General features: G+C 73.3%; 13 protein-coding genes. 7 read left to right on the forward strand and 6 right to left on the reverse strand.

Annotated elements, in window-relative coordinates:
• The first annotated feature begins 20 nt into the window (after positions 1-20).
• Positions 21-467: a membrane protein gene (locus FB00_RS01265; RefSeq protein ID WP_047230996.1), complete on the forward strand. Its 447-nt coding sequence runs from the start codon at positions 21-23 to the stop codon at positions 465-467.
• 72 nt (positions 468-539) lie between these two features.
• On the forward strand, positions 540-1697 hold the full coding sequence (locus FB00_RS01270) for a hypothetical protein (RefSeq protein WP_156186252.1): 1158 nt from the start codon (positions 540-542) through the stop codon (positions 1695-1697).
• A gap of 101 nt (positions 1698-1798) precedes the next feature.
• On the opposite strand, the gene FB00_RS01275 is transcribed toward FB00_RS01270, so the two are convergent.
• Positions 1799-2650: a hypothetical protein gene (locus FB00_RS01275; protein WP_047230997.1), complete on the reverse strand. Its 852-nt coding sequence runs from the start codon at positions 2648-2650 to the stop codon at positions 1799-1801.
• Positions 2651-2935: 285 nt separating this feature from the next.
• On the opposite strand from FB00_RS01275, the gene FB00_RS22225 reads away from it, so the two are divergent.
• Both FB00_RS22225 and FB00_RS01280 read left to right on the forward strand, forming a co-directional pair.
• Entirely contained in the window at positions 2936-3100 is a 165-nt protein-coding gene (locus FB00_RS22225) for a hypothetical protein (protein WP_172820025.1), read from the forward strand.
• Positions 3100-4341, forward strand: a complete 1242-nt coding sequence (locus FB00_RS01280; protein ID WP_082140838.1) for a putative sulfate exporter family transporter — start codon at positions 3100-3102, stop codon at positions 4339-4341. The genes FB00_RS22225 and FB00_RS01280 overlap by 1 nt, the downstream gene beginning before the upstream one ends.
• Positions 4342-4361: 20 nt before the next feature.
• Here the strand turns inward: FB00_RS01280 and FB00_RS01285 are convergent, their stop codons facing one another.
• A complete protein-coding gene (locus FB00_RS01285; RefSeq protein ID WP_047230998.1) occupies positions 4362-4925 on the reverse strand; it encodes a hypothetical protein in 564 nt (187 codons plus the stop codon).
• Positions 4926-5093: 168 nt separating this feature from the next.
• Positions 5094-6167, reverse strand: coding sequence for an App1 family protein (locus tag FB00_RS01290; protein ID WP_047230999.1), 1074 nt, complete (start codon positions 6165-6167; stop codon positions 5094-5096).
• A gap of 143 nt (positions 6168-6310) precedes the next feature.
• Between FB00_RS01290 and FB00_RS01295 the strand changes: the two genes are divergently transcribed.
• Together FB00_RS01295 and FB00_RS01300 are read left to right on the forward strand one after the other, a co-directional pair.
• The gene (locus tag FB00_RS01295) at positions 6311-6769 is read left to right on the forward strand and encodes a hypothetical protein (protein ID WP_047231000.1); all 459 of its coding nucleotides are present in this window, start codon (positions 6311-6313) and stop codon (positions 6767-6769) included.
• 70 nt (positions 6770-6839) lie between these two features.
• Positions 6840-7424: a pyridoxamine 5'-phosphate oxidase family protein gene (locus FB00_RS01300; RefSeq protein ID WP_047231001.1), complete on the forward strand. Its 585-nt coding sequence runs from the start codon at positions 6840-6842 to the stop codon at positions 7422-7424.
• A 30-nt stretch (positions 7425-7454) separates the two neighbouring features.
• On the opposite strand, the gene FB00_RS01305 is transcribed toward FB00_RS01300, so the two are convergent.
• A complete protein-coding gene (locus tag FB00_RS01305; RefSeq protein ID WP_047231002.1) occupies positions 7455-10835 on the reverse strand; it encodes a discoidin domain-containing protein in 3381 nt (1126 codons plus the stop codon).
• A gap of 561 nt (positions 10836-11396) precedes the next feature.
• Here FB00_RS01305 and FB00_RS21865 point away from each other — a divergent pair.
• A complete protein-coding gene (locus FB00_RS21865; RefSeq protein ID WP_156186253.1) occupies positions 11397-11570 on the forward strand; it encodes a hypothetical protein in 174 nt (57 codons plus the stop codon).
• A 15-nt stretch (positions 11571-11585) separates the two neighbouring features.
• Here FB00_RS21865 and FB00_RS01310 read toward each other — a convergent pair whose 3' ends face one another.
• Positions 11586-12443 carry a ferredoxin reductase gene (locus FB00_RS01310; protein ID WP_047231003.1) on the reverse strand — a complete coding sequence of 286 codons (858 nt, stop codon included), beginning with the start codon at positions 12441-12443 and terminating at the stop codon, positions 11586-11588.
• Between the two features lie 8 nt (positions 12444-12451).
• On the reverse strand, positions 12452-13051 hold the full coding sequence (locus FB00_RS01315; protein ID WP_047231004.1) for a sulfite oxidase-like oxidoreductase: 600 nt from the start codon (positions 13049-13051) through the stop codon (positions 12452-12454).
• Positions 13052-13061 lie beyond the last annotated feature (10 nt).

A 13061-nucleotide genomic window follows, 5' to 3' on the forward strand; every position in this document is an offset into this window, starting at 1 on the left:
CCCGGTGCGACGATCGCGCCATGGACCTCTCCGTGCTCACCCGCCCCGCACCACCCGTCCCGCCCGTCGCGACGCTCGCCCGCGTCGCCCTCGGGCTCGCCCTGGTGGGTGCGGGCGTCAGCCACCTCACGGTCGCGCGGGAGGAGTTCCAGGCCCAGGTGCCGTCCTGGTTCCCTGTCGACGAGGACGTGACGGTCCTCGCCTCGGGGGCCGTCGAGATCGCGCTCGGCGGGTCGCTCGTCGTGCTGTCCCGCTGGCGGGTCGCGGTGGGCCTGGTCGCCGCCGCGTTCTTCGTCGTGATCTTCCCGGGGAACGTGGGCCAGTGGCTCGAGGGCAAGGACGGGTTCGGCCTCGACACGGACGCCAAGCGGTTCGTGCGGCTCTTCTTCCAGCCCGTCCTCGTGGCGTGGGCGCTGTGGTCCACGGGCGCGCTCCGGGCGTTGCGTCGCGGGCCCGCGCGCGACTGATCCCCCGCGCGGGGGAGCGACGTCGTCGCCGCGGGGGATCCGGCGCGGCCTGCCGGACGCGAGGGTCGAGTCATGAGCACACGAACCTCGCCCCCGTCCTCTGCTGCACCGTCCGGCCCGCGCACGGTCGCCGTCGGGTCCCTCGCCGGCGCGCCGCCCGGTCCCGGGGCGCACGCCGCCCGTGGTCGGTGGATCGCCCCGACCGCCGCGGCGTGGTGGGCGGTCGGGGGAGTCGCGGCCCTCGTCGTCACCCTGACCGGCGGCACGCTCGCGGTGGGCGACGCGAACGACCTGTCGTTCGGTGCCCTGAGCGGGGTCGCGGGCGCGGCGCTCACGCCGTGGGTCGCGGTCCTCGCGCTCGTCGGTGCGGCGACCGCCCTGCGGGCGTGGCTCGGGGCCCGGCACGGCCTCGTCTCCCGGGCCGACCGCGCGCTGACCGTCGCGGCGACCGCGCTCGTCTCGGCCGGGGTGCTCGCCCTCACCGACGCGTCGATCCTGGCGCGGCTCGGGTATCTCCCGGTCACGCTCGTCATGGCGCCGTTCGACCCCGTGATCCGGGCGGCGTTCGAGGACTTCCTGGGCCCCGGCCCGCTGACCCAGCTCGCGCTCCTGGCCGGCGCGGCCCTGCTCGTCGCCGCGACGTGGCGGTTCGTGCGCCGCGGCGCCGGCGCGTGCGCGTCGTGCGGCCGCCGGCACGACGGCCACGACCCCGCGTGGACGACACCTGCCGCCGCGGCGCGCTGGGGCCGGGCGGCCGCGCTCGTCGCCGCCGCGATCCCGACGTTCTACGCGGTGACGCGCATCGCGTGGGTCCTCGGCATCCCGCTCGGCTTCTCGGCCGAGAACGTCGCCGACCTCGCGGGGAAGGACGGCCTGGTCGCGGCGCTCGGGCTGGGCGGTTTCGCGCTGGTCGGCGCGGTGCTCACCCTGGGCCTGTTCCAGCGCTGGGGCGAGGTCTTCCCCCGGTGGATGGTCGGGCTCGCGGGGCGCAGGGTCCCCGTCGGGCTGGCGGTCGTCCCCGCGACGATCGTCGCGGTCGCGGTGCTCCCCGCGGGACTCTCGCTCATCGTCATCGGGCTCGGCGAGAGCAGGCTGGCGCTCACCGCGGACTCGTGGGGCGCCGTCGGCCCGACGTTCCTCTGGCCGGTGTGGTCCCTCGCCCTGGGCGCGGCGACCTACGCCTACTGGCTCCGCCGCCGCTGCACGTGCCGCGCCTGCGGCCGCGGGTAGCGCCCGGCGCCGCTCCGCCGACCACGACGCCGCTCGCCGTCGAGCACGACATCGCTGTCGTTATCAGCCCGATAACGACAGCAACGTCGTGCTCGACGGGGCTACTGGGGCTCTACCGGGCCGTCTTGGCCCGCTACCAGGTCGCCGCAGGTGGTTTCCTGGGCGGTCGTGACGACCGGGTCGTCCGGGGCGGCGTCCTGCGCGACCGTCTCCTCCTCGCCGTTCGTCGCCGTCTGCGCGCCCGCGTCGAGGTCGACGAAGGTGCGCGAGACGGTGAAGGACGTGCCGTCGTCGGACACGGCGTTCAGGCCCGCGAGGTGCAGCTCCCCGTCGACCTCCGTGCACCCGACGCCCGTGCCGAACCCGGTGAAGCCCTTGTCGAACGTGTACTGCTCGCCCTGGGCGTTCTGCGTCGGCGTGACGGCGCAGTCGGCGGCGGAGAACAGCAGGACCTCGCGGCCCGTGTCGACGAGCGCGATTGGTGCCGTGGCGTCGCCCGCGGCGACGAGCTGGACGATCGCGCTCGCCGCGACCGGGCTCGCGGACTCGATCGGCGCGGAGAACGTCGCGCCCGACGCCGTCGTGATCCCGAAGGCGCGGTCCGCGCCGCCGGTCAGCCACGCGGTGTCCGGGCGGCCGTCGCCGTCCACGTCGACGATCTCGTGCGTGCCCGCCCCCGCGGGGACGCCGTCGCCCGCCGCGGGGCACCCCTCGGCGGCGGGCGTCGACGCGTCGTCGGTCGGCGTGCCCGTGTCCGTCGGCGACGGGTTCGGCGACTCCGTCGCCGACGGGGTCTCCGCCGCGGGCGCGTCGTCCGTCGGGCGGTTGACGAGCCACACGACGACACCGATCACCACCACCGCGACGATCGTGAGCACGATCCACGGCCAGGTGCGTCGCGGCTGCTCGGGCTCGGGTTCGGGCGTGGGGAAGGGCAGCTCGGGCGTCGTCATTCCCCCAGGCAACCACCACGCGTCGGCGACGGCACCCCGGACGCGTCACGTTGTGTCACGTTCGTCCGGTATGCGAGAACAGGCTTCCGGACGACAGCCACGCCCGAGGACCATGACGCCATGACCGGCACTCTTCCTCCTGCGGAGCGCGAGCCGCGCGCCGGCGTGCTGTGTCGCTGGGGCGACGGACCCCGACCCGTCGCGAGGTAGACCGCTCCTGCGGTCCCCGCGGCCGTCCGTCGCCCCGCGCACCGGACCGCCGCCCTCCACTGCGACAGGAACACCATGAGCGAGAACGCACCTCCCGACGCCGCGCGCGTCGAGCCACCCGTCACCGTCGAGACCGTCCGCCGGGTCCACCTCTCCGAGGACTGGCTCGCGACCGGCGTCGGCCTCCTGATCGTCGCCCTCGGCCTGCTCGGCCTGATCCCCGAAGGGCTGGTGCCCTGATGAGCGCTCCCACCCCGCCTCCCGCCGCGACGAGCACCGAGCCCAGTACCGAGCCGAGCACCGGGCCGAGCACCGAGGCGACCACCGACCCGGCGACGGCACCCGAGGGGCGTGGACCGACGTCGGGCACGAGCCTCGAGGAGTCCGTCGTCCAGGACGGCCGCAACCCCGGGGCGGGCTACCTCGTCGCCGGGCTCGTCGTCCTCCTCGGTCTCGCCTGGTCGGTCCGCTACCTCGAGCAGAACGTGCCCGACTGGCTCGCGGACACGCCGCTGTCCGGTATCGCCAAGGCGGTCGAGTATCCGGTGTACGCGATCGCTCTCGGGCTGCTCGGCAACCTCGTGCTCACCGCGCTCGGGCTGCGCGACCGGCTCGCCGCCGCGTTCCGCACCGAGTTCTTCATCAAGACCGGGCTCGTCCTGCTGGGTGCGACGGTGAACCTGGCGCTCATCGTCTCCGCGGCGGGACCGGCGATCGCGCAGGCGTTCCTGCTCATCACGCTCGTGTTCGGGTTCACGTGGTGGCTCGGCGGGCGCCTCGGGATCGACGACAAGCTGCGCGCGCTGCTCGCGTCCGCCGTCTCGATCTGCGGCGTGAGCGCTGCGATCAGCGCCGCCGGGGCCGTGCAGGCGAAGAAGGAGCAGCTCGCGTACGCGGCGAGCGTCGTCATCCTCTTCGCGCTCCCGTCGATCTTCGTCCTCCCGGCGCTCGCCGAGGCGTTCGGGCTCACTCCTGCCGTCGCGGGTGCCTGGATCGGCGGCAACATCGACACGACGGCGGCCGTCACCGCGGCGGGCGCCCTCGCCGGGGACGAGGCCCTCCAGGTCGCGGCGATCGTCAAGACGACGCAGAACGCGCTCATCGGCGTCGTGGCGATCGCGCTCACCGCGTACTTCGCGTTCAAGGTGGAGCGGACGCCGGGGGCCTCGGCCCCGCGCCTGAGCGAGCTGTGGACGCGGTTCCCGAAGTTCGTGCTCGGCTTCCTCGCAGCGTCGATCGCGGCCACGGTGTACGTGAACGCCGTGGGTGCCGACGCGTCGGCGGACAGCATCGCGGTCCTCAAGTCGCTGAGCACCGTGTTCTTCATCGTCGCGTTCGTGTCCATCGGCCTGGAGTTCAAGGTCACGGCCGTCCGCGAGGCGGGCTGGAAGCCGCTCGTCGTGTTCGGGTCCGCGACGGTGTTCAACCTCGTCGTCGGGCTCGGCCTCGCGAGCGTCCTGTTCGCGAACGTCGAGGTCTGACGCGGGTCGACGAGGTGCTGCTATCGGCGTCGTGTCGATCCTGGGGAGCGGCCCTCCCCCGGGTCCCGGGCGGGAGCTGCCTGTACCCCGGCGAGGTACGAGTACGCGACTCGGACGTCCTGCCCGGCGAACGCCCTGACCCACCACGGCCATGAGCGAAGGGGGTTGCCGTCGAGGAACTGGGTGATGCTGTTGCTCACCCAGACCTCGGTGGCGGCCGTCGCCACGGTCAGGACGACGGGCAGGGGAAGGAGAGCGAAGCAGTACCAGGAGGAGAGCCCCTGAGCGGCCGCGAAGACGCCCATGAGCGCCAGCGCGATGGCGGAGAGGAGCGCGAAGACCTGCACCGGCGTCTGGGAAGGCATAATCGCGCGAACCAACCGTTGACGCAGCCGAGCCCGCACGACCGCGGCAAGGGCAAGTGACTCGCGCGACGCCGGAGAGGCCTCGGCGCGGACAGTCGTCAGGCTCGTGTAGAGGTCGAGGTCGGCCGCGAGCGCTTCATGGCGGCGGGAGTCCCGATCCACCGCGATGCGTGTCGTCAGGAACGACCAGAGGGCACCGGACCCGATTACCGCGACCACGATAGGTACAAGACTGTCCACGAGTTCCCCCCGCTCGCTCTGGATGGTGACCAAAGTAGCGACGCGCCGGTGCCCCTCAGAACCGGCGTGATGCCACGTCTCGAGGGTGCCGGGCCGCGTTCCGCGCTCGACGAGCGGGCGGCCGGCGTGCGGCCGTCTGCCGTCGGGTCAGCGGCGCAGGGCCCGGGCGAGGGCTCGGGTGAGCGCGTCGCCGTCGGGGCCGAACGCCGTCGGGACGCCGCTGCCGACCTCGCCCGGGAGGCTTCCCGGCGTGGGCAGCGGGGAGCCGTGGGCGAGGACCTGCTGCGCGGGCGTGAGCTCGCGGATCGCGACGGCCGCGACGTGGTCCGGGTACCGCCGCGCGGCACGCGCGTAGATCTCGGGGTCGTGCTGGCCGTCGTCGCCCACCAGCAGCCAGTCGACGTCGGGCAGCTCGCGGAAGAGGCGGTCGAGGGACGTGTCCTTGTGCTCGGGGCCGCTGCGGAACCAGCCGGTGTTCGTCGGGCCCCAGTCGGTGAGCAGGAGCGGGCCGGGCGGGAACCCGTGGCGCTGGAGAAACCGCCGCAGGTTCGCGGCGGTGTTCCAGGCGCCGGTCGACACGTAGACGAACGGCGTGCCGGGGCGCTCCGTCGCGATCCCGCGGTAGAGGGCGGCCATCCCCGGCACGGGCACGCGCGCGCTCGAGTGCCGGACGAACGTGTTCCACGCCGCGATGAACGGGCGGGGGACGGCGGTCACCATCGCGGTGTCGTCGATGTCGGACACGACGCCGAGCCGGCGCCCGTCCGCCACGACGAACACGCGGCCCTTCGCGACGGCGCCCGACGACGGGCGGAACGTCACGTCGTGCCAGCCGGGGGCGAGCGCGACGTCGATCGTGGCGTCGAGGTAGCCGCCGCGGTCGGACACGAGGTCGACGGTCGTGTCGCCCACGTGGACCCGGACCTCCTCCCGCGGCGCCGGGGCGGTGAAGAAGTACCGCCAGCCGCGGCGGTCCGCGGACTCGCGCTCGTGCAGCGCGGGGTCGAACGCGGGGCTCGCGAGGAGCACGCGCCCCAGGACGCGGACGCGTCGGGGGCTGCCGTACCCGGCGAACGGCTCCACGCGCGGACGCCACCCGCGCGCCTTCTGGAAGCGGGAGACGACGGCGCGCCACCGGTCCTCGAGCCGCGCCGCCCGGTGGGGTCGCTGGGTCGGGGTGGCCTCGGTCGTGACGGTCGGTACGGGTGCGGTCTGGGGCATGGGCGCAGCGGTGTCCTCGGTCGGGGGTGGCTGGTCAACCCTGTCACAGCCTGCCGACGCGCGCGGTCCCGGCCGGACCGCGGCGTGCGGTCCCTTGGCCCCGGCGGGGTGCGGGCGGGTGCACCCGAACCTAGCGTGGGCGCGTGAGCGACCAGACGCCCCCGAACCCTGCCGACCTGCCGACGCGGGCGACCCCGCCGGGCGTGAGCGACGCGACCGTCGAGGCGCTCGGCGCGCTGAGCGAGGCGCTCGAGACGACCGAGCGGGCGCGCGGGCACCTGTACACGTTCCACCAGCTCACCGGGGAGGCGGACCTCGCGCTCGGCGACGCCGCCGAGAAGCTCCGGGCGGCGGGGCACGCGGAGGTCGCCGACCGGATCGCGACCGACCTGGTGGGGCGCAACGTCGCGCCCGGACGCTGGACGTTCCAGCTCGTCGAGGAGTACGACGACGGCTACTGGTCGGTGTTCCGCGACCACGAGCGCGCCGCGCGCGAACAGCTCGCGGGCGGCGTGCGCCATCTCTTCGAGGCGCGCATGAAGCAGGAGCGCCGCACGGCCGGGCGGCCGGGCCACGAGGCGGGGCCCGGCGACCTGGGCTGAGGCCGATGAGTCCGGGCGCGCTCGACGGTCCCAGGAGGGACGGACGAGACCGCCGACGAGAGGACTCCGCATGACGACCGCACCCCCCACGAGCACGCCCCGCGCGCCGGAGGGCACGCTGATCCCCGGCTACAGCTCCCCGGGCGCGAGCCCGGTTCCCTGGGAATCCGTCCGGCGGGCGCTCGAGCGCGCCGAGATCTCCTGGATCTCGACCGTGCGGCCCGACGGCCGGCCGCACGTCACGCCGCTCATGACGGTCGTCGCGGACGGCTGCCTGCACGTCACCACGGGGCCGAACGAGCGCAAGGCCCGCAACCTGGCCGAGAACGCGCACGTGGTGCTCACGACCGGGACGAACGTCTACGAGGACGCGCTCGACGTCGTCGTGGAAGGGACGGCCGTGCGCGTCACCGAGGACGCTGCGCTGCACCGCCTCGCCGAGCGGTGGCGCTGCAAGTACGGCGACGAGTGGTCGTTCACGGTCGAGGACGGCGCGTTCGTCAACGACGGCGACCCGGCGCTCGTCTTCGCGGTGCGGCCCGAGGTCGTGTTCGCCTACGAGCGCACGGCCGAGCACGCGGCGATGCGGTGGCGGTTCGGGTCGGGCGAGCGGCCCGACCTGCGTGCCCCGGACGCACCGCAGCCCGCCTCGTGAGGCGGGCTGCGGCGTCGTGCCGGGAAGTGGTCAGTTGCGCGTGATGGTGAAGGTCGACGTCGTGTTCTCGATGTCCCGGTAGTTGCCCGAGAACGTGAGGTTGGTGAACGTCGCCGTGCCCACGGCCGGGCCCTGGCCGGCCTCCGGCATCGGGTTGGCCCAGATGCCGTAGCCGGACTTCGCGTCGTACTGGTCGCCGCTCTTCTTCGCCCCCGTGATGGTCACGTTGGTGAAGGTCGGGTTCTGGAAGGTGTTCTGCGGCTGCCCGCCGACGTAGTTCGTCTGGAACATGATCCCGGAGTACGTCGGGTCGATGACGTCGAGGTTGTTCACCTGGATGTTCCCGAACGCCTTGGACGCCGAGAACATCCACACGGCCCCGAACACCTGGTCACCCCAGAAGTGGCCGCCGGAGCGGACGACCGTGAGCCCGTCGAACACCGTCGGTGCCGGACCGAAGCCCTCCATCGGGTACCCGAAGTCGAGCGAGCTGATCGTGACGCCCGAGTAGACGAGGGTGTCCGCGATGTAGATGTTGCGGAACGTGTTGTCCTGGCCTCCGTAGACCGCGAGGCCCGCCGCACGCCACGTGTTGGTCGAGGTGAGGTTCTCGAACACGTTGCCGCGCTGCCCGCTGCCGCCGTTGTCGGTGGCCGCGAAGAGCGCGAACGAGTCGTCGCCCGTGCCGCGCGCCTGGTTGTTGTGCACGTGGTTGTTCGCGCTGCCGTTGGTCATGTTGATCGCGTCCGCGAACGTGTTGCGGATGCGCGAGTTCGTGACCTCCGAGTCGTCCATGTTGGACGCCCAGAACATGCAGATCATGTGCTCGACCCAGATGTTGTCGATCGTCATGTTCTTCACGTTGGCGAAGTCGAACACCTTGCCCGGGCCGTCGATGCGCGACGTGTAGTTCCCGAAGTACGCGAAGTCGCGGAACGTCGAGCCGTTCGCGCTCGCCTCGGCACGGAAGCCGACGTCGGTGTTCTCCTGGCCCTGCGGCGCGAAGAACCGCGTGAACCACGGCCCGGCGCCGACGACGTCGACCCCCTTGCCGTAGACCTGGAACTTGCTCGACGTCTGGTAGTCGCCGGCCGGGAGGTAGACGCCCTTGAGCGTGCCCGTGGCGTCCATGCGGACCTTGTCGAGCGCGGCCTGGACGTCCTGGTGCGTGAAGCCCGCGGGCTGCGTGTACTGCGCGGGGTTCGGGTTGGCTCGCGGCGTCGCGAGCTCGAGGTCGACGAAGTCGATCGCGTACTGGCTCGTGTTGCCCGCCGTCTTCTGGAGGCGGATCTTCGAGCCCGCCGGGACGGTCGTGCCGAGCAGCGTGCTCGCCTCGTCGTAGACGTGCCGCGGCGCGCCCTGGCCCGGCTGGTTGCCCGGGTTGGTCTCGTTGCCGTAGAGCCACGCGTAGCGCGAGGTGAGGTCGATGTTCTTGAGGAACTGGCCGTCGACGTAGATCGCGAGGGTCGCGTTCGTCCCGCCGCCGCCCGCCGAGTCGGGGATGGAGAAGCGGGTCAGCAGGGTGTTCGTCGGGGCCTTGGTGGTCCACTCGACGTACGCGCCGGTCTGGTTGAGCGTCACCGCGCGCCGGCCCGAGGCCTCGCCCGCGAGGTCGCCGACGACGCGGTTGGGTGCCAGCACGGTCGCGCCGCCGCCCGTGACGCCGTCCTCCGCCTCGTACGTGTCGAACGGCAGGTTGGCGCCGCGCCCGACGAAGAGGGGTCGCGTGGCGGTGTTGTTGGCCTGCTTCGCGGCGGCCTCGGTCGAGTCCGGCGCGGCGACGACCTTGACGTCGTAGTTGCCGTTCGCGGCGGTCCACGTGCCGAGGTTGACGCTCGCGCTGCTCGCGCCCGCGGCGATCGCGCCGCTCGCGGAGCCGGTGAGGGTGCGCACGACGGCGCCCGTCGCCTTGTTCGTCACGGTGACGGTGAGGCCGTGCGCGGCCGTCGACGTCGCGACGTTGCCCTGGTTCGCGATCGTCGCCGAGAACGTCACCGTGCTGCCCGCGGCGGGGTTGCTCGGCGACCACGTGAGGGTCGGGACGAGGTCCGAGCTCGGGACGGCGGTGACGACGAGCGGGGTCGGGTTCGCGTACCCGTTGTTGCCCTCGTTCTGCTCGGCGACCGTGCCGCCCGCGTCGGCGACCGCGCCGATCGTGTAGCTACCGGCGGAGCGGGCGCCGACGTCCGCGGTGACGGTCGCCTGGGCGCCCGCCGCAAGGCCGCCGACCGGCTTGGTCGCGACCGTCTGGCCGTTCAGCGTGAACGCGACGTCGGTCGCGGCGGACGCCTGCGTGCCGATGTTCTTGACGACCGCCGACAGCGTGATCGCCTGCGACTCCAGCGGCGACGCCGGGGTCGCGGTGACGCTCGTGACGACGAGGTCCGGGTTGGGCGCGGCGGTGCCGAACACCTGGAGCTCGGCGACCTGGCCGTTGCCGGAGCCGGTGTTGCCGGTGAACCTCAGGCGCACGTCCTTGGCCGTGCCGGTGACGGGGACCGTCACCGTGTTCCCCGACGTCGGGGAGAACTGGTAGCCCGCCGACGGCTTGAGCGTCTGCCACGCGCCGGTCGCGGTCGCGCGACCTTGGACCTCGAAGGTCTGGGTGCGCGGGCCCCACGCCGACGCCGGCGGGAGCTTGACGACGACGTTCGTGAGCTGCGTCGCGGCGTCCAGGGAGACCGTGAGCGTGCTCGGGTACTGGCCGCCCGCGCCCTCCCAGTAGGTCGACGTGCTGTCGTCGTTCGCGTTCTTCGCCACGAACTGCCACTCCGTCGACGACCCCTCGATCGGCTTGTTCAGCGCGAGGTTGGTGCCGGTCGGAGGCTCCGGGTTGCCAGGGCCTCCCGGGTCGGTGCTGCCGGCCGTGCCGCGCACCTCGAGCTCGGAGAGCTGGCCCGCGGGCCAACCCGTGTTCGCCGTGATCTGCACGCGCACGTAGCGGGCGGACGTGTCCGGGACGTCGATGGTCACGGTGTTCCCCGACGCGGGGTTGAACGCGTACGCCTGCGACGCCTTGATCGTGGCGAAGCTCGAGCCGTCGGTGCTCGACTGCACGCTGAGGGTCTGGCTGCGCGTCTCCCAGCCCGTGGGCAGCTTGAGCACGAGGTCCTCGACCGTGGCGGCCGCGCCGAGGTCGACCTGGGCCCACTGCGGGAACGTGTTGTTGGTCGACTCCCAGTAGGTGCCCTGGTTGCCGTCGGTGAGGTTGCCGGACAGGTACGGCGAGTTGTTGCTGCTCGCCGCCGTCGACTTCCCGGAGGACAGCACCGTGGGCGCCGCCGTCGCGGTGGTCGTCAGGCCGAGCGGGACGAGCAGGGCCGCCGCTCCCGCCGTCGCGGCGAGCAGTCGGAGCCGGCGCGGCGGCGCCCCGGCGGGTGTGCGGTTCGACGTGCTGGGTCGATGTCTCATCGATGTCCTCGATCTCCCGTCGTCGTCGACGGGCGTCAGGCCGCGCCGAGCGCGACCCCGCGCCGGACCGGACGCCCGGGTCGGAGGACGGGCCGCGGCGCACGTCCGGCCGTGGCCGGCTGGCTCGGGTCAGTACCTTCGAGAATTGCGGACCCGCTGTGCCGCACCGCACAACGGAGTGTTGATTTCTTGCGTCAACACGCAAGAACGCTACTGCCGGGTGAAGGAGGCGTCAAGAGATGTCGCAAGCGCCCGATGCGCCAGGTTCGTCGAGGTCAGAACCGCGGTCCCGCGAGGTGGAGCCGTGGTCGCGCGAGGTAGAGCCGTGGTTCTTGGGTTCGACGGCGTGTGGTCGCCCTGGCTGGGTGGGGTGGGTGGTGGTGCCGCGTCTACCATCCGCCGCTCGTTCCTCGCGGCTCCCGCCAGGCCCGCCACGACGCGGCACCACCACCCACCCCGCCCTGCTCCGTCTCGCCCTGGTCGTCGCGCACCCCGGGCGACAGCCCGCGGTGGACGACCTGGTGCTGCGAGGAGCGGGCTCGGGGCCGGTAGGGTCCGCGCATGGGAATCGGGCCGATCTACCCGCTGCTGATCCTGCTCTACGTCGCCGTGATCGCGACCGTCGCCGTCCTGGTGATCTGGGCGTTGATCCTCACGATCCGGCTGCTGCGCAGCGTGCTCTCGGAGCGCGACGCCCGAGCCCGCGCGGGCTGGCCGCCGCCTCCGTCGGCGTAGTTGCTCGGTTCGCCCTCAGTCCGCGGCAGGGCCGAAGCGCTCGGTCTTGACGCGCGCCGGGTCGTGGCCGAGCGAGACGAGCTGGCGGGCGACGGCCTCGACGAAACCCGTCGGCCCGCACACGAAGCACGCGGGCTCGATCTCGGCGGGCCACCCCCACGTGGCGAGGTCGCGGCGCTCGAGGCGCCCGGGGCCGCGCATCGACCCGAGCGGCGTCGAGCGCGTGAAGACGACCTGGACGTCGAGGCCGTCGTGCGCGGCGGCGAGCCGGTCGAGGTCGTCGACGTACAGCCGGTCCTCCGGGCGGCGCACCGAGTACACGAGCCGGAACGGCGTGCGGTCGCCGGCGTCGCGGCGGGTCCGCAGCATCGCCATGAGCGGCACGAGGCCCGACCCGCCGGCCGCGAGCAGGACCGGCGTCCCGGCGTCGCGCTCCGGGGACCAGACGAACCAGCCGCCGACCGGCCCGCGCAGCTCGATCGCGTCCCCCACCGCGAAGGCGTCGGTGAGGTACGTCGAGACCTCCCCGCCCGGGACGCGCTGCACGGTCACCTCGACGCGCGCGGGGGAGGAGGCGCCGTCGTGCACGCCGTTTGTGGCGACGGCGGACACCCCGTCCGCGGCGTCGCCATCGCGCACGGGGGCGCGGGTCGCCGCGCTGCCGATCGAGTAGCTGCGCTCGGCGGTGTAGCCGTCGGGCGCGGTGAGGCGCAGGTCGACGTGCTGCCCGGCCAGGTGCCCGGGCCAGGCGGGGACCTCGAGGACGAGCGTCCGCGCGGACGGGCTCTCCTCCCACGCGTCGACGAGCGTCGCGACCTGCCAGCGCGACGGCGTCGCGTACCGGGCGCCGAGGCGGACGGGCGCCTCAGTCATCTCGAGGCTCAATCACCCTGGTACCTCTGCTCGCGCCACGGGTCGCCGAGGTCGTGGTAGCCCAGCCGCTCCCAGAAGCCCTGCCGGTCCATGGGCATCAGCGTGATGCTGTTGACCCACTTGGCCGACTTCCAGAAGTACAGGTGCGGCACCAGCAGCCGGGCCGGGCCGCCGTGCACCGGGTGCAGCGGGGCGCCGTCGAACGTGTGCACGACCCACGCCTTGCCGCCCAGCAGCTCCGCGACGGGGAGGTTCGTCGTGTAGCCGCCGTAGCAGCCGATCATCGCGAAGTCGGCGGTCGACTCGACGTCGGCGAGGAGCGTGTCGAGCGAGACGCCGCGCCACGACGTCCCGAACTTGGACCAGCGGGTCACGCAGTGGATGTCGACGGTCGGCTCGTCCTGGGGGAGGGCCATGAGGTCCGCCCACGACCAGGCGTGCGTCGTGCCGGTCTCGGTGGTGACGTCGAGCCGCCAGGTCGCGGTGTCGACGCGCGGTGTGGGCCCCGCCGAGAGCACCGGGAACCCGGTCTCGACGTACTGGCCCGGCGGGAGCGCCACGCCCTGCGGGCGTGGCCGGCCGTGGAAGCCGGGGGTGAGGGTGCTCATGGCACACGGT

Source organism: Cellulosimicrobium funkei, assembly GCF_001019615.1.
Lineage (GTDB): Bacteria > Actinomycetota > Actinomycetes > Actinomycetales > Cellulomonadaceae > Cellulosimicrobium > Cellulosimicrobium cellulans_E.